At 69.0% G+C, this 15,308-nt stretch carries 18 protein-coding genes; 8 read left to right on the top strand and 10 right to left on the bottom strand.

Annotation, left to right across the window (positions count from 1 at the left end):
- Positions 1-93 precede the first annotated feature (93 nt).
- Together ATK74_RS09385 and ATK74_RS09380 are read left to right on the top strand one after the other, a co-directional pair.
- Complete coding sequence (locus ATK74_RS09385) at positions 94-1,050, top strand: 4-hydroxy-3-methylbut-2-enyl diphosphate reductase (protein ID WP_245840871.1); 957 nt, start codon at positions 94-96, stop codon at positions 1,048-1,050.
- A complete protein-coding gene (locus ATK74_RS09380; protein ID WP_098460781.1) occupies positions 1,050-1,580 on the top strand; it encodes a GNAT family N-acetyltransferase in 531 nt (176 codons plus the stop codon). The genes ATK74_RS09385 and ATK74_RS09380 overlap by 1 nt, the downstream gene beginning before the upstream one ends.
- On the opposite strand, the gene ATK74_RS09375 is transcribed toward ATK74_RS09380, so the two are convergent.
- Genes ATK74_RS09375 through ATK74_RS09360 form a run of 4 tightly spaced genes read right to left on the bottom strand, consistent with a single transcriptional unit; the run spans position 1,577 to position 4,987 of the window.
- Positions 1,577-1,960: an HNH endonuclease gene (locus ATK74_RS09375; protein ID WP_098460780.1), complete on the bottom strand. Its 384-nt coding sequence runs from the start codon at positions 1,958-1,960 to the stop codon at positions 1,577-1,579. The two genes, ATK74_RS09380 and ATK74_RS09375, sit on opposite strands and share 4 nt — an antisense overlap.
- Before the next feature lies 1 nt (position 1,961).
- Positions 1,962-3,203, bottom strand: a complete 1,242-nt coding sequence (ilvA, locus tag ATK74_RS09370; protein WP_211283329.1) for a threonine ammonia-lyase IlvA — start codon at positions 3,201-3,203, stop codon at positions 1,962-1,964.
- Positions 3,204-3,256: 53 nt separating this feature from the next.
- Positions 3,257-3,547 carry a DUF4287 domain-containing protein gene (locus ATK74_RS09365; protein WP_098460779.1) on the bottom strand — a complete coding sequence of 97 codons (291 nt, stop codon included), beginning with the start codon at positions 3,545-3,547 and terminating at the stop codon, positions 3,257-3,259.
- A gap of 12 nt (positions 3,548-3,559) precedes the next feature.
- The gene (locus tag ATK74_RS09360) at positions 3,560-4,987 is read right to left on the bottom strand and encodes a DNA recombination protein RmuC (protein WP_098460778.1); all 1,428 of its coding nucleotides are present in this window, start codon (positions 4,985-4,987) and stop codon (positions 3,560-3,562) included.
- A 145-nt stretch (positions 4,988-5,132) separates the two neighbouring features.
- Between ATK74_RS09360 and ATK74_RS09355 the strand changes: the two genes are divergently transcribed.
- On the top strand, positions 5,133-6,428 hold the full coding sequence (locus ATK74_RS09355; RefSeq protein WP_098462168.1) for a M18 family aminopeptidase: 1,296 nt from the start codon (positions 5,133-5,135) through the stop codon (positions 6,426-6,428).
- Here the strand turns inward: ATK74_RS09355 and ATK74_RS09350 are convergent.
- Positions 6,407-7,315, bottom strand: coding sequence for an HAD-IA family hydrolase (locus tag ATK74_RS09350; RefSeq protein ID WP_169923803.1), 909 nt, complete (start codon positions 7,313-7,315; stop codon positions 6,407-6,409). The two genes, ATK74_RS09355 and ATK74_RS09350, sit on opposite strands and share 22 nt — an antisense overlap.
- A gap of 64 nt (positions 7,316-7,379) precedes the next feature.
- On the opposite strand from ATK74_RS09350, the gene ATK74_RS09345 reads away from it, so the two are divergent.
- Both ATK74_RS09345 and gap read left to right on the top strand, forming a co-directional pair.
- The gene (locus ATK74_RS09345) at positions 7,380-7,973 is read left to right on the top strand and encodes a TetR/AcrR family transcriptional regulator (protein WP_098460776.1); all 594 of its coding nucleotides are present in this window, start codon (positions 7,380-7,382) and stop codon (positions 7,971-7,973) included.
- The gene (gap, locus tag ATK74_RS09340) at positions 7,970-8,974 is read left to right on the top strand and encodes a type I glyceraldehyde-3-phosphate dehydrogenase (RefSeq protein WP_098460775.1); all 1,005 of its coding nucleotides are present in this window, start codon (positions 7,970-7,972) and stop codon (positions 8,972-8,974) included. Before ATK74_RS09345 ends, gap begins: the two co-directional genes overlap by 4 nt.
- A gap of 56 nt (positions 8,975-9,030) precedes the next feature.
- On the opposite strand, the gene ATK74_RS09335 is transcribed toward gap, so the two are convergent.
- Both ATK74_RS09335 and ATK74_RS15175 read right to left on the bottom strand, forming a co-directional pair.
- The gene (locus ATK74_RS09335) at positions 9,031-9,210 is read right to left on the bottom strand and encodes a transcriptional regulator (RefSeq protein ID WP_098460774.1); all 180 of its coding nucleotides are present in this window, start codon (positions 9,208-9,210) and stop codon (positions 9,031-9,033) included.
- A gap of 71 nt (positions 9,211-9,281) precedes the next feature.
- Positions 9,282-10,172, bottom strand: coding sequence for a LysR family transcriptional regulator (locus tag ATK74_RS15175; RefSeq protein WP_143483617.1), 891 nt, complete (start codon positions 10,170-10,172; stop codon positions 9,282-9,284).
- Positions 10,173-10,254: 82 nt separating this feature from the next.
- Here ATK74_RS15175 and ATK74_RS09320 point away from each other — a divergent pair, with 82 nt between their 5' ends.
- The 3 genes from ATK74_RS09320 to ATK74_RS09310 all read left to right on the top strand — a co-directional run bounded on the left by ATK74_RS09320 (position 10,255) and on the right by ATK74_RS09310 (position 13,513).
- Entirely contained in the window at positions 10,255-11,493 is a 1,239-nt protein-coding gene (locus ATK74_RS09320; RefSeq protein ID WP_169923802.1) for an MFS transporter, read from the top strand.
- Positions 11,494-11,562: 69 nt separating this feature from the next.
- Positions 11,563-12,636 (top strand): redox-regulated ATPase YchF, encoded by a 1,074-nt coding sequence (ychF, locus tag ATK74_RS09315; protein ID WP_098460771.1) that lies wholly within the window; start codon positions 11,563-11,565, stop codon positions 12,634-12,636.
- A 106-nt stretch (positions 12,637-12,742) separates the two neighbouring features.
- Positions 12,743-13,513 (top strand): phosphotransferase, encoded by a 771-nt coding sequence (locus tag ATK74_RS09310; protein WP_211283328.1) that lies wholly within the window; start codon positions 12,743-12,745, stop codon positions 13,511-13,513.
- 97 nt (positions 13,514-13,610) lie between these two features.
- Here ATK74_RS09310 and ATK74_RS09305 read toward each other — a convergent pair whose 3' ends face one another.
- The 3 genes from ATK74_RS09305 to ATK74_RS09295 form a co-directional block, all read right to left on the bottom strand.
- Positions 13,611-14,042 (bottom strand): DUF1801 domain-containing protein, encoded by a 432-nt coding sequence (locus tag ATK74_RS09305; RefSeq protein WP_098460770.1) that lies wholly within the window; start codon positions 14,040-14,042, stop codon positions 13,611-13,613.
- A gap of 211 nt (positions 14,043-14,253) precedes the next feature.
- Positions 14,254-14,886 carry a dihydrofolate reductase family protein gene (locus ATK74_RS09300; RefSeq protein WP_098460769.1) on the bottom strand — a complete coding sequence of 211 codons (633 nt, stop codon included), beginning with the start codon at positions 14,884-14,886 and terminating at the stop codon, positions 14,254-14,256.
- Positions 14,887-15,032: 146 nt separating this feature from the next.
- Positions 15,033-15,275, bottom strand: coding sequence for a hypothetical protein (locus ATK74_RS09295; protein WP_098460768.1), 243 nt, complete (start codon positions 15,273-15,275; stop codon positions 15,033-15,035).
- Positions 15,276-15,308 lie beyond the last annotated feature (33 nt).

Here is a 15,308-nt window from a genome sequence, read left to right as displayed (position 1 = left end):
CAAGTTCGTTCAGTTATCCACAGGAGGGATCGGGCTAGGCAGGTCTGCGGGGGCGGGTCGAGGTCGGTCGAGCCGCCCAACTAGACTGCCATCGTGCCCGAAACCAAGAGTGTCGTCGTCGCTGCGCCACGTGGCTACTGCGCCGGTGTCGACCGCGCGGTGATCACCGTCGAGCGTGCCCTGGACGTCTACGGGCCGCCGGTGTACGTCCGCAAGCAGATCGTGCACAACCGGCACGTCGTTGAGGACCTCGAAGCCCGCGGCGCCATCTTCGTCGAGGAACTGGACGAGGTTCCGACCGGCTCCACGGTGGTCTTCTCCGCGCACGGCGTCTCGCCGGCCGTCCATGCCGAGGCCGAAGCCCGAGGCCTGAAGACGATCGACGCCACCTGCCCGCTGGTCACCAAGGTGCATCACGAGGCCAAGCGGTTCGCCGGCCAGGGCGTCCAGATCCTGCTGATCGGTCACGCCGGCCATGAAGAGGTCGAGGGCACCACGGGCGAGGCTCCCGAGCACATTCAGCTGGTCCAACACCCCTCCGATGTGGACGGGGTGGACGTCGCCGACCCGGACAAGGTGGCCTGGCTGACTCAGACCACCCTGAGCGTGGACGAGACCGCCGAGACGGTCACTCGGCTCCGCGAGCGGTTCCCGAACCTGATCGATCCGCCCAGCGACGACATCTGCTACGCCACCCAGAACCGGCAGCAGGCGGTCAAGCAGATCGCCCGGCACTCCGATCTGGTGATCGTGGTCGGCTCCCAGAACTCGTCCAACTCGGTCCGGCTGGTCGAGGTGGCCCTGGAAGCGGGCGCGAAGGCGTCCTACCGGGTCGACAACGCCTCCGAGATCGATCCGTCCTGGCTGGTCGGAGTGAACTCGGTCGGCGTCACCTCAGGCGCCTCGGTGCCGGACGACCTGGTGCAAGGCGTCCTGGACTACCTGCAGAGCCAGGGCTTCCCGGCCGCGGTCGAGGAGCGGCTCACCGAGGAGAGCCTGACTTTCGCCCTGCCGCCCGAACTGCGCAAGGACCTCCGGGCCCGTCGCTGATGCTGTTCGCGCCTTTCGCCCCCGACGCTCACGGGTCGAGCGTCGATGCCCTGATTCGGCCGGCCCGTGCCGGCGACCTGCCCGCCTGCGCGGCGCTCTCCCAGCACCGCAACGGCGGCGAGCTGGACGCCTGGTTCGGACGGCTGGCCGTCGATCTGGAGGATCCCGAAGCGCATCTGGTGGTGGCCGAGGTGGACGGAGTTGTCGCCGGGCATGCCGCGGCCCGCTGGCTCTCGGTCGATCAGAGCCTGGCGCACGTGGTGACTGACGGCTGGTACCTCACCGGCTTGCTGGTGGATCCGGCGCGCCGACGCCAGGGTCTGGGTCGCCGGCTGGTGCAGGCCCGGCTGGACTGGCTGGACGCCCGGACCGACTGCAGCTGGTACTTCGCGGCGGCCAGCAACCCGGCCTCGCTCGCACTCCACGAGCCCTTCGGCTTCGCCGAGGTGACCAGGGACTTCACCGTTCCGGGGGTGACCTTCGCCGGTGGCGAGGGCGTCCTCTGCGTCCGGCATTCCTTTCGGGTCTAGCCGGCCGGAGACGGGTCACTGACGGCTGCGAAGCGAGTCGCCAGAGCCGCGCTGACCTCACGTTGCCGCAGCAGGAAGGCAGCCTCGTCCAGGCGCTTGCGACGCAGCCAGCCGGTCACCTCGGTGTCGGACTTGCTGGCGTTGCAGGTGGGGCAGGCCGGCACCACATTGGTCAGCGTGTAGCGGCCGCCGTGCGCCACCGGCTGCAGACAGTCACGCTGCAGCGAGGTGCCGGGGGCGCCGCAGTAGGCGCAGCCGCCCCAAGCCTCCTGCAGGGCTCGCCACTGCTCGCTGGTGAGGTCGTTGTCGCGTCCGGCCAGCCGCAGGCTGCGCCGACGGGCTGCCCGAGCCCGACGAGTGCGACGGACGGGAGCGGCCATCTCAGATCAGGAAGCGGTAGAACGGGCTGTCGGAGGAGACGAACTCGAAGGTGATCGGGCTGGCGTCCAGCCGGGCCACCAGATCGCCCAAGCTGGACGGGTCGCCGAGCTCGATGCCGACCAGGGCCGGACCGGTCTCCCGGTTCGACCGCTTCACGTACTCGAAGTGAGTGATGTCGTCATCGGGGCCGAGCACCTCGTCCAGGAAGCGGCGCAGCGCGCCCGGCTCCTGCGGGAAGTTCACCAGGAAGTAGTGCTTGCGGCCCTCGAAGACCAGGGATCGCTCGATGATCTCGGAGTAGCGGGAGATGTCGTTGTTGCCGCCGGAGATGATCACCACTACGGTCGAGCCGGGCTCGGGCTGGTACTGGCCCAGCGCAGCCGCGGCCAGTGCGCCGGCCGGCTCACTGACGATGCCCTCGGTCTGGTAGAGCGCCAGCATCTCCGAGCAGATCCGCCCGGTCGGGATCGAGTACAACTCGGGAGCGAACTCGGCCACCATCCGGTGGGTGATTTCGCCGACCCGGCGCACGGCGGCGCCGTCCACGAAGGTGTCCATCCGGTCGAGCCGGACGGGTCCGCCGGCGGCCAGCGCCGCCGTCATCGAGGCGGCCTCGGCGGGCTCGGCGCCGACCACTGTGGTTTCGGGGTGGCGCTCGGAGAGCCAGGCCAGGCAGCCGGAGATCATTCCGCCGCCACCGACTGGGACGATCAGGGCGTCCGGCGCGTAGCCGAACTGGTCGACGATCTCGGCGGCCACCGTGCCCTGCCCGGCGATGGTGTCCGGGTGGTCGAAGGCCGGCACCAAGATGGCCTCGGACGCAGCCGCAGCGGCTTCGGCGGCGGACGCGGCCTCGTCGTAGGTGTCGCCGGTCACCACCAGCTCGATCAGGCCCTCGCCGAGGGCGATGATCCGCTGCCGCTTCTGCCGCGGAGTGGTGGACGGGACGAAGATCCGGCCGCGGATGCCGAGCCGGGCGCAGGCGAAGGCGACGCCCTGGGCGTGGTTGCCGGCGCTGGCGCAGATCACGCCGGCTTCGCGCTGAGCCGGGGAGAGCTGCGAGATCAGGTTGTAGGCACCGCGGATCTTGTACGACCGGACCGGCTGCAGGTCCTCGCGCTTGAGCCAGATGTAGGCGCCGGTGGCTTGGCTGAGCCGCTCGTTCAGGTGCAGGGGAGTCCGGGTGACCACACCGTCCAGGCGGCGGGCGGCGGCCTCAACGGCTGCGGCATCGATCTTCACCGAGTCATTGTGTCACCGGGGTCGTCCCGGTTCGGGGAGCGCCCCGGCGTTGGTCACGGCGTCGGCTTGGTGGCCTTGCCGTCCAGCCAGAGGGTGTCGGACGCGTCGGCGTGGCTGCCGCCGGAGTTCACATGCTTCGGGTCGATGGCCGATCCCTTGGTGATCACGTGCACCAGCGCCATCGCGTGGCCACGGCCCAGACCGTAGTCAGCGGCCAGCCAGGCGACGATCTCGGCGGCCTTGGTGCCGGGCCCGAAACCCTTTGCGGTGGCCTGCTCGAGGAACTGCCGAGGAGTGAGCCCGGTCTTGTCTTCGATGTTGTCCAGATATGCCTGAAACGACATGGCCCTCCTGACTCAGGCGCTGAGCACTCCCGACTCGGTGGTCGGCTTCTCGGCAGCCAGCATGGCATCGAGGATCGGGTCCGACCCAGTGGTCAGTTCTGCCTCCGGCCCGCGGTTGCGTCCGATCATCGGGGTGACTGCGGCGGCGTCCTCGATCAACTCGGGGGCGGTCAGCTGGCGCGCGGTGGCGTCGATGGCGTTGACCGGGTCCAGCTGCTTGTCGACGACCTTCAGATCGCGCAGCTTGCGGGCCGTCGGGAACACCCGGCTCTCGATCGAGCCGACCGACTCGTTGTAGGCCTTGACGGTGCCGTTGAGCATCCGGCCCACCTTGTCGAAGTTCGCGCCGAGCTTGCCCAGCCGGTCGTACAGCTCGCGGCCCAGTTCGAACACCTCGCGAGCGGAGTCGGCAAGTGCGGCCTGGCGCCACGCGTAGGCGGTGGCCTTCAGCAGCCCGATCAGGGTGCTCGGGGTGGCGATCACCACGCCGCGGTCATTGGCGTACTCGTGCAGGGTGGGCGACTGCTGGAAGGCCTCGGCGGCCAGTGCCTCGCTGGGCAGGAACAACACCACGTACTCCGGGGTCGAGCCGGCGGCCTTGAAGTAGTCCTTGCGACCGAGCTGGTCGATGTGGGTCTGCACATTGCGGGAGAAGGTGCCCAGCAGCCGGGCCCTCTCGGCCGGGTCGTCGGTCTCGTTGGCCTCCAGGAAGGCGCTCAGCGGCACCTTGGAGTCGACATAGAGGAAGCGGTCCTCGCTGAGCATCACCTTCAGATCGGGACGGATGATCGCGCCCGCACTGGTCTGGGTGGTCTGCTGCAGTTCGAAGTCGCAGTGCTCGACCATGCCGGCCAGCTCGACGACCCGCTTCAACTGCAGCTCGCCCCAGGCGCCGCGGACCTGCGGCTTACGCAGGGCCGTCACCAGAGCGGCGGTCTCCTTGCGCAGCGAATCGCCGGTGAGCCGCACTTCGCTCACCTGGCTGCGCAGCTCGGAGGCCATGGCCACCCGCTGCTTCTCGACCTCGGTGATCCGGTCGTTGAACTTCTCCAGGCTCTCCTTGACCGGGGCCAGCAGCTGCTCGGTCTTCTCATGCCGCAGCGTGGCGGACGCGTCCAGCTTGCGCTCCTGGGCCTCGATGGCCTCCGCCGACAGTGCCTTGAACTGGTTGACCAACTGCTCCCGGTCACCGGCCAGTTCCTCGGCCCGCTGGGTGGCGGCGTCCCGCTGGGCCTCGGCGCCGGCCAGTGCGGCTCGGGCATCGGCGGCTTCGGCGCGAGCGACCGCGGTCTCGGTGCGAGCCTGCGCCGCCTCGGCGCGCAGCCGCTCCAGCTCGGCGGTGCCATCGGAGCTCTGCTTGCCGGCCAGCGCCCGCAAGCTCACCCATACCGCCACCGCGCCGAGCACGATCCCGACCACCAACCAGGCCAAGTTCTCCATGTCGCTCAGGATTTCAGGTGCTGCCGACACTTTGGCCGAGGCTCGCTCGACACCAGCGGGGACGGTTCCATCACGGTTCTGCACGCGGTCTCTCGCGGAGCGCTCGGATGTGGGTCGGACGGCCGGTCCGGTGCAGACTGAGTTCATGAGCGCCCGAGCACATCTCGATGATCTGGCCGCCTTCGTGGTGGCGTCCCCGTCCAGCTACCACGCGGCCGCCGAGGTGGCGCAGCGGTTGAACGGCGCGGGCTTCACTCGGCTCGACGAGGCGGACGCCTGGCCGAAGCCGGTGGACGGTCACGGAACCGTCCCCGAGGCGGGCGGGTACTACGTGATCCGGGACGGCGCGATCATCGCCTGGCGGCTGCCCGCCGCCGGGGCGGACGAGGCCGCGTTGGGCTTCCGGATCGTCGGGGCGCACACCGACTCGCCGGGCTTCAAGCTGAAGCCGCAGCCCTCGGCCTACGCCTTCGGCTGGGCGCAGGCCGCCATGGAGGTCTACGGCGGGCCGCTGCTGAACTCCTGGCTGGATCGCGAGTTCGGCCTGGCCGGACGGGTGATCACCCGCTCCGGTGAGGTCCGGCTGGTCTCCACCCCGGCCTGGCTGCGGATCCCGCAGGTCGCCCCGCACCTGGATCGCAGCGTCAACGACAACCTGCATCTGGACAAGCAGGTGCACCTGAAGCCGGTGTTCAGCACCGGCGCCACCGACCTGCTGTCCGCGCTGGCCGCCGGCCTCGATCTGCGGGCCGACGACATCGACGGCTTCGACCTGTTCGCGGCGGTCACTGAGGCGCCGGCCGTGATCGGGGTGGCCGGGGAGTTCCTGGCCTCGCCGCGGCTGGACAACCTGTCCAGCGTGCACGCCGGGCTGGCCGCACTGCTGAGCAGCGAGGCCTCCGATCAGGTCCAGGTGCTGGCCTGCTTCGACCACGAGGAGATCGGCTCGGACTCCCGCAGTGGCGCGTCCGGACCGTTCCTGGCCGACCTGCTCGCCCGGATCGCGGACGGCCTGGGCTGGCGCGGCGAGACCTGGCAGCGGGCGCTGGCCACGTCCTTCGTGATCTCGGCGGACGCCGGCCACTCCGTGCACCCGAACTACCCGCAGCTGCACGACCCGGATCATCGCCCGATCGTCAATGCCGGCCCGCTGCTGAAGGTGAATGCCAATCAGCGCTACACCACCGAGGGTCCGTCCGCGGCCCGTTGGTTGCGGATCTGCCGGGCTGCCGGGGTGCCCACTCAGCCGTTCGTCTCGAACAATGCGGTGCCCTGTGGCTCGACCATCGGTCCGCTGACCGCCACCCGGTTGGGTATCGCCAGCGTGGACGTGGGCATCCCGCTGCTGAGCATGCACTCGGCCCGCGAGCTGTGCGGCGCCCAGGATCCGTGGTGGCTGGCCCAGGCGCTCGGCGCGTTCTACGCCGGCAGCGAGGCCTGAGCCACCCGATCCAGCGGCAGCTCCGCGAACAGGTGCGGGTAGCCGTCCTCGACGACCACCGGCAGGCCGTCCGGCTCGAGGCGGAGCAGGACCAGGTCGTCATCGGTGAGATCGCCGTAGAACCGGGCTCGGGTGCCAGCCAGCTGTGCGCCGAACGAGCAGTGGACGAAGCCCTCGCCCAGGTAGTCGACGTCCCGGCTCGACCACGGGTAGCGCCCCTCGGACTGCGCCTGCTCCCAGTGCTCGCGAGTGGCCAGGTGGTAGACCGGCTCGGTGATCGGCGCGCGCTCGCCGAGCAGCCCGAGGCCGACCAGTTCTGCGCGCAGGGCGTCCGCTTCGGTGAACCGGATGCCGGTCAGGCCGACCGCCTCTGCACCGGCCACATTGGTCGCTGAGTCGTCGATGAACACGCCCTGATCGGGAGTGATGGACGCCCGGGCGCAGGCCAGCTCGAAGATCTCCCGATGCGGCTTGACCAGGCCCTCATCGCCAGAAACCACGATGTCGAAGAACCGGCGCAGGATGCCGAACCGCTGCCGGGCTTGGAGGAACATGTCGCCGGCCCAGTTGGTCAGCGCCATGGTGGGCACGCCGGCCGCGATCAGCTCGGCGATCACCGCGCCGGTGCCGGGCACGGCCTCGGTGATGGTGGCCAAGAAGTTGCGCCGGTAGGCCCGGATCGCCTCGGCATCGGCGGGGAAGCGGGCGATCAGTGCGGCCTCGGTCTCGTCCAGGGTGGCCACGGCGTCATTGGCCCGGTTCCAGTCGTCGAAGCCGATCCGCTCCATGAACGCCGGGATCTGTTCGGCCGGCATCACCGGTTCGTATGCCCGCTCAGGAGCCCAGTTGATCAGCACGCCACCGATATCGAAGATCACCGTCCGCATGTCTCCAAGCATTGCGTACCCGAAGGGGTGGACGCCTGTACCTACCTGTAGGTACAGTGGAGGCATGGACTCCCGAGCGCGACTGGTTCAGGCGATGAGCGACCTGATGTGGGAGCGCGGCTATGCGGCCACCAGTCCTCGTGAGGTACGCGAGCGCTCGGGCGTGGGCCAGGGCAGCATGTATCACCACTTCGCCGGCAAGCATGAGCTCGCGTTGGCCGCTCTCGAGCGCAACTGCGCCGACTTGTTGCCGGCCACCGAAGCCCTTCTCGCCTCGACCGGCGATCCGCTGGCCAGGATCGATGCCTACCTCAGTCGTGAGCATCAGCCGCTCAAGGGCTGCAAGGTCGGGCGAATGACCCAGGATCCGTTGGTGGCATCCGACCCCGTCCTGCTGGCGCCAGTGCGTGAGGCCTTCGCGACCATCCATGAGCGGCTGGTCTCCGTGATCAAGGAAGCGATCGCGCTCGGCGAGCTCGGAGACGGACTCGACCCCGATGAGTTGGCCTCGATGATCACTGCCACCATCCAAGGCGGGTATGTACTCGCTATCGCCGCGCAGGACTCTCGTCCCTTTGACGAGGCCCGCGCCGGTGCGCGTCATCTACTTCGGGCGGTCGCGCTCTGCGCCGTCCAGGATCGAAAGGAACAGAAGTGACCGTACGAATCGGAATCAACGGCTTCGGCCGAATCGGACGTAGCTATCTGCGCGCGGCCCTGGCCAACGCAGCCGACGTCGAGGTGGTCGCGGTCAACGACCTCACCGACGCCAACACCCTGGCCACCCTGCTGGAGTGGGACTCGATCTCTGGTCACCTGGACGGCGTCCGCGCCGACGGCGACACCATCTGGGTAGGGGAGAAGCCGATCAAGGTGCTCTCCCAGCGCGACCCGGGTGCGATCAACTGGGGCGACTTCGGCGCCGACGTGGTGATCGAGTCCACCGGCTTCTTCACCGATGGCGCCAAGGCTCGCGCCCACCTCAACGGTGGGGCCAAGAAGGTCATCGTCTCGGCTCCGGCCAAGGGCGATGTGCCCACCTTCGTCCTCGGCGTGAACGACGACAAGCTCGACCCGACGGCGGCCGACGTGTTCTCCAACGGCTCCTGCACCACCAACTCGGTGGCCCCGCTGGCCAAGGTGCTCAACGACAGCTTCGGCATCGAGACCGGCCTGATGACTACCGTCCACGCCTACACCGGTGACCAGCGACTGCTGGACGCCCCGCACTCGGACCTGCGCCGGGCCCGGGCTGCCGCGGTGTCGACCATCCCGACCTCCTCGGGTGCGGCCAAGGCCATCGGCAAGGTCATCCCCGAGCTGGACGGACGGCTGACCGGCTTCGCGCTGCGGGTGCCGGTGCCGGTGGGCTCGATCACCGACCTGACCGTCGTGCTGAACCGTGAGGCCAGTGCGGTCGAGGTCAATCAGGCCTTTGCCGAGGCTGCCGCGTCTGGCCCGTTGGCCGGCTACCTGCAGTACTCGACGGCACCGCTGGTGTCGGCCGACATCGTCGGCAACCCGCACTCGTCGATCTTCGATGCGCCTCTGACTGAGGCGATCGGACGTCAGGTGAAGGTGCTCGGCTGGTACGACAACGAGTGGGGCTTCTCGAACCGTCTGGTCGAGTTCTCCGAGCGGATCGGTGCTGCTGTCTGAGGCTGAGAACGACGACGGCCGCCGGGGGAGACCCCGGCGGCCGTTTGCGTTGTCGGCTACTCGGCCGGCGCCCAGAAGCAGCGGACCGGGGAGATGATCCGTCCGTCCTTCTTCAGCTCGGCCATGGCCTTGTCGACGGCTTTGCGGTCCAGGCCGGTCAGCTCGACGACCTTGCCCGCGTTCAGCGGCGTCCCCGCCGTCCGCATCGCCCCAAGGACCTGCTCGGTATCGCTCATTTCCTACCTCCTGTGATGTGGCCAACCTATCCCGGCTCGGCCGTGCCGGTGGCCGAGGCGACGATGCCGGTCTAGGTCGAGGTCGCGGGCTGGTTGTGCTCGCCGAACAGCCGGATGAGCGCCTGCACCACCGGACGCCGCGAACTGCCGGTGCGGGTGGCGATCTGCAGCCGCCAACGGGGCAGCTGATCGGTGAGCGGCCGGGCCTCGCAGCCCTCGAGATCCACGACCCGAGGAATCACCGCCACCCCCAGCCCGCCGGCCACATAGCCGGCCACGGCCGGCAGCCCGGGCACCTCGGCGGCGATCTGGCGGGTGAGTCCTGCGTGAGTGAGGGCGGCGTCCAGCTGGATCCGGTTGCCGTAGCCGGCCGGGACGTCCACCCACGGCTCGGCGGCCAGGTCGGCCAGTGAGACCGACGGGTGGGCGGCCAGTCGATGGCCGGGAGGAAGCAGCGCCACGTAGTCCGCGGTGAGCAGCTCGACCGCGTCCAGCTCAGGTGGGGGAGGGAGGGCCACGAAGGCGGCGTCCAGGCGTCCGTGGGTCAGGTCGTCACTGAGGCCCAGTGAGCCGGACGCGGACGTGGTCAGGCTCACCTCGACGCCTGGGAAATGCTGGCGAAGCTCGTGCAGCACGGTCGGTAGGTTGCCGATCTGCTCCAAGCCGCTGAAGATGCCCAGCCGGAGCCGTCCGCGCAGGCCGCCGTCGCTCTGCCCGGCCAGGTAGCCGAAGGCCTCCACCCGATCCAGGATCTCCTGGGCCTGGGGCAGCAGTGCCTCGCCGGCATCGGTCAGCCGCACCGACTTGGTGGTCCGCTCGAAGAGCCGGACGCCCAGCTCCCGCTCCAGGCTGCGCAGGCCGGCCGAGACCGTCGACTGAGCCATGAAGAGCCGGTGCGCGGCCTCGGTCACGTTCAGTTCGGCGGCCACGGCGGTGAAGTACTCCAGCAGGCGAGTGTCCATAGAGCTAATAATAGATAAAAGCGATAACTGTCAGCGGTATAAATCGTTGGACACGATGGCTGATTCGGCCGACCATGGAGTCATGACCACGAAGCTCGCCGAACCCACACTCGTCCGCGGCCCCGCTCGCAGCGGGCAACTCAGCGCCCGCGCCGGCTTCTGGACGGTGGCGGTCGCCTTTGCCGTCCTGATGGCCTTCACCACGGTGCCGACCCCGCTCTACGCCCTCTATCAGGCGCGCGACGGCTTTCCGACGCTGGTGGTCACCGCCATCTTCGCCGCCTATGCGGTCGGCGTGATCCTCGGCCTGCTCTTCCTCGGCCACGCCGGGGATCACCTGGGACGTCGTCCGGTGGTGCTGGCCGTGGCCGGCGTCCAGCTGGTCACCGCGCTCGGCTTCACGCTGTGGACCGATGTGGCCGGGCTGCTGGCCTTGCGGCTGATCTCCGGGGTGGCGGCCGGCGTTCTCACCTCGACCGCGACCGCCTACCTGGCTGAGCTGCGCCGGGCATGGCGTCCGGATTCGCCGGGGCTGGCTGTCACCGTGGGCGGCGCGGCCAACCTGGGCGGGTTGGCCCTGGGTCCGCTGGTGGCCGGGATCATCGCCGAGTGGGCGCCGGCACCGCTGATCACGTCTTACCTGGTGTTGGCGGTAGCGATCATGGTCGTCGGGCTCGCCGTGATCCGGGTACCGGAGACCGTCCGGGCCGACCGGGAGGGTTTCGAGCTTCGCCCGCGGCCGATCGCCGTGCCGACCCAGCATCGGACCCTGTACTGGGCTGCCGGCCTGGGCATCTTCACGGCCTTCGCCATCACCGGCTTCTACGGCTCGGTGGCCCCGGCCTTCCTCGGCCAGGTGCTGGGTAGCAGCGATCGGCTGCTGGCCGGCGTCGCCTCGACCGTCGTCTTCGCCGCGGCCGCTGCCGCCCAACTCGGGTTCGGGCACCTGCCGATGCGACTCCAGTTGCGGCTGGGCACCGCGGCCATGGCGCTCGGCCTGATCGGGATCGCGCTGGCCGGGCCGTCCGCCTCGCTGGCCGCCTTCCTGGGCGGCGGCGTCGTGGCCGGGGCCGGGCTGGGTCTGATGTTCCGCGGCTCGCTGGCGGTGGCGTCCGGGTTGGCCGATGGACGCAACCACGGCGCTGTGCTGGCCGGCATCCTGCTGATCGGCAACACTGGCCTGGCCATCGCGCCGGTGCTGGTCGGGCTCAGCCTGCGCTGGCTGCCGATCGTGGGCGTCACGGTCGGCTTCGCGGCCGCGGTGCTCGTCCTAGTGTTGTGGGCCGGGCCGCGACTGGCCCGGGCCGGCCGGACGTCCTGAACCCAGGTTGGTCGGCCGCCAGGGCGTCCGGGTTCGAGGCGGCCTCGGCCACCGGTAGGCTTTGCGGACGTGGCTCTCACCATCGGCATCGTCGGACTGCCCAACGCCGGCAAGTCCACCCTGTTCAACGCGCTGACCCGTAACAACGTGCTGGCGGCCAACTATCCGTTCGCGACCATCGAGCCGAATGTCGGCGTGGTCGGCGTCCCGGACGATCGGCTGGGCGTCCTGGCCAAGCTGTTCGGCTCCGAGCGGATCATCCCGGCCACGGTGAGTTTCGTCGACATCGCCGGCATCGTGAAGGGTGCGTCCAAGGGCGAGGGGATGGGTAACGCCTTCCTGGCCAACATCCGTGAGGCGGACGCCATCTGCCAGGTCACCCGGGTCTTCCGCGACCCGGATGTGACCCACGTGGACGGCGCTGTGAACCCCAGCAGCGACATCGAGACCATTCGGACCGAGCTGATCCTGGCCGACCTGCAGACCCTGGAGAAGGCGCTGCCTCGGGTCGAGAAGGAAGCCCGGATCAAGAAGGAGAAGCAGCCCACCCTGGCCGCCTTCCTGCAGGCCCAGGAGGTGCTGAACTCCGGCGTGGGCGTCCACGCTGCCGGGCTCGACCTCGAGCCGCTGCGCGAGCTGTTCCTGCTCACCGCCAAGCCCTACCTGTACGTGTTCAACTGCGACTCCGACGAGCTCACCGACACCGACCTGATCGCCAAGATGCGCGCGCTGGTGGCTCCGGCCGAGGCGATCTTCCTGGACGCCAAGATCGAGTCCGAGCTGATCGAGATGGAGCCCGACGAGGCTCGCGAGTTCCTGGAGGAGATGGGGATCGCCGAGCCCGGCCTGGACGTCCTGGCCCGAGTCGGCTACGAAACCCTCGGCCTGCAGAGCTACCTGACTGCCGGCCCCAAGGAGTCCCGGGCCTGGACCATCAAGAAGGGCGCCACCGCGCCCGAGGCCGCCGGAGTCATTCACACCGACTTCCAGAAGGGCTTCATCAAGGCCGAGGTGATCAGCTTCGACGACTTGGTCGCGGCTGGCTCCGTCGCCGCTGCCCGGGCCGCAGGCAAGGCCCGGATGGAAGGCAAGGAGTACGTCATGGCCGACGGCGACGTGGTGGAGTTCCGCTTCAACAACTGAGCCGGACCCTGCTCTCGTGCGGGTTTGCACCGCCGAGCCTGGTCGACATGCGTCCCTGGCAGAGCCAGCTATCGCAGGACGAGTGCTTGAGGGAAGGAGCTGCGTTGTGACGGATGACGAGCTGCTTCAGGGTGGTGTGAACTCGGTGCTGCGCCGGGGTGAGCTGGTCCACCGCCCGGCCGGAAGGCACACACCTACGGTGCACCGGCTGCTGACCCACCTGCGGCGGCAAGGCTTCGACGGCGCGCCGATGCCGGTGGGCTTCGACGATGAGGGCCGAGAGGTGCTGACCTATGTTGTCGGCGACGTGTACGAGTCGTTGCCACCGGGCGTCCGAACCACGGCGCTGGTGGCCTCCGCCGGAGCCCTGCTGCGTCGGCTTCACGATGCAAGCCTCAGCTACGAGCAGTCGGCTCACGACGAGTGGATGTTGCCGCCCCGGCATCCGGCGGAGGTGATCTGCCATGGCGATATCGCCCCCTACAACAGCGCCGTCCGTCGCGGACGAGTGGTCGGCTTCATCGACTTCGATACCGCGCACCCGGCACCTCGGCTGTGGGACGTCGCATATGCGGTCTACCGGTACGCGCCGCTGCACGCTCCGGACAACCCGGAGAGCGCTGGGAGTGTCGCCGAGCAGGCTGTGATGGCATCCGCCTTCTGCCACGCCTATGGGGTCGAGCCGGATGAGCTGCTCCTCGACACCGTGGCGGAGCGGCTGACCTCCTTGATGGCACACATCCGGGATCAGGCTGCGTCAGGCAATGCTGCGTTCGAGCGGCATGTTGCTGACGGCCATCTCGCCTCATATGAGGCCGATATCCGCTACGTGGTCGAGCAGCGCGGTGCGCTCTTGCGTGAGTTCAGCACGCTCTAGCCGGGTACCACCTTTTGGGCGGATGGCGTCCGCCGGGCGTTCGGGTGAAGGCCGGATCGGTGGCCCCGCTCGGTGACGCGACTGCCTGACCTTGTGGTCAGTCCGTGTGATCGACGGTCATCCCATGCCTGATCGCCGCTTGCAGGGTCTCAAGGTGGATGTCGGAGAGGCGCTTGAACCTGATGCAGTAGCCGGTGAGGTGTGCTTTGCCGATCAGGTCCCCGTAGGTGCGTGCGAGGTAGGTCTTGTCGTCCAGGCCGAGCACATAGACCGAGATGCCCGATGCGTTGGCGCTCAGACCGATCCGGTAGAACTCGCGCGACGACCCGTTGGCATAGGTGATGGTGTAAACGCCGTAGCCAATGCTGGGGTTTGCGACAACCTTGCCCTCGCTGTTGGTGCCGTCGGTGAACCACTGCCGGCAGTCCGGAAACTCGGCCAGCATGAGTGCGTGCAGCGTGCGCAGGTCGGACTGCTTGGGCTCGGGCTGGCCAGCCAGGTAGGTCTCGACGTTCTCCGGGACGTCCATTTGCCTGAGGCTAGTGGGCCCGGTCGGCGCGCTCAATCGATCCTCGGTGGCGCTATTACCGCCCTGGCTCCGGTGGCGATCGCGGCCAGCCAGCAGGCACAGGCCTGAGGCGATTCGCCGGGTCGATTGCCTCAGAGAGCCGTTGTGGGCAGGTTCAGCGCATCGAGACGGCAAATCGCATCGCGCGGGGTTTCGCCGAGCGGGCGAACGGTCAGCTACGCACCCTGGTGAAGGTCAGATGGGTGACGCCGCTGGGTGAGGAGACCGACTCGACCTCGAAGCCGGACTCGATGCCTTCCAGGCCGTCCCAGAGCCGGACGCCGCGGCCCAGCACGATCGGCACCACCACCAGGTGCAGGTGATCGATCAGGTCGGCCGCCAGGAAATCGCGGAGCATGCTCGGCCCGCCACCGATCCGGACGTCCAGGTCGCCGGCCGCCTCGCGGGCGACGGCCAGAGCGTGATCGGGGCTGGCGTCGAGGAAGTGGAAGGTGGTGCCGCCGTCCAGCTCGATCGATGACCGCGGACGGTGAGTCAACACGAACACGGGGGTGTGGAAGGGCGGGTTCTCGCCCCACCAGCCGGTCCAGTCCGGATCGTCCTGCCAACCCGGTGGGCCGAACTTGTGGGCGCCCATGATCTCGGCGCCGATCCCGTCGCTGTGCCGCTGCGCGAAGGCGTGGTCGACGCCATCGGAGCCGCTCGGGTCCCAGAAGCGAGTGGCCATCATCCAGGTGTGCAGGCGCTGGCCGGCATGTCCGAACGGGGCCTCGGCGCTCTGCGGCTCGCCGGTGGCGAAGCCGTCCAGTGAGATCGAGAAGTTGTGCACACGGGTCCGGGACATCGCGCTCCCTGAGTGGCTGGGCTGGGTCCAGGCTCAAGGCTGGCAGCCCGCAGTGCGTGGATTCAATGCCTGGCCGGGGTCGGCAACTGCGGTGCTTGCGTAGGGGCCGAGCGGGGTTCTCGGGCTTTCGAGGACCCGGTTGACGCCTAGCCGGCTCGGCGGACCATCTCTTCGGCGATCCAGCGCGCCTTCTCGCGGCTGCAGGCGCCGGGCTCGCTGAAGCTGACTGCGAAGACGCCGGTGATCTCGGTGAGCTGGGGGACGCCGCGCAGCTTGAGGATCTCGTCGGCTTCGGCGGCGTACTCGTCGTGAGTGCCGCCGGCGGCGATCAGTCCGACCGGGTCGGCCTCGGCCAGGATCGAGATCAGCTCTTCGCGGGAAATCGGCATGACGCTGAGCCTAGTGCCGCGCGGCCTGCATCA

Source organism: Propionicimonas paludicola (genome assembly GCF_002563675.1).
GTDB classification, from domain to species: domain Bacteria; phylum Actinomycetota; class Actinomycetes; order Propionibacteriales; family Propionibacteriaceae; genus Propionicimonas; species Propionicimonas paludicola.
The sequence above is the reverse complement of the archived record's forward strand: the minus strand, read 5'-3'. Positions and strand labels throughout refer to the sequence as shown.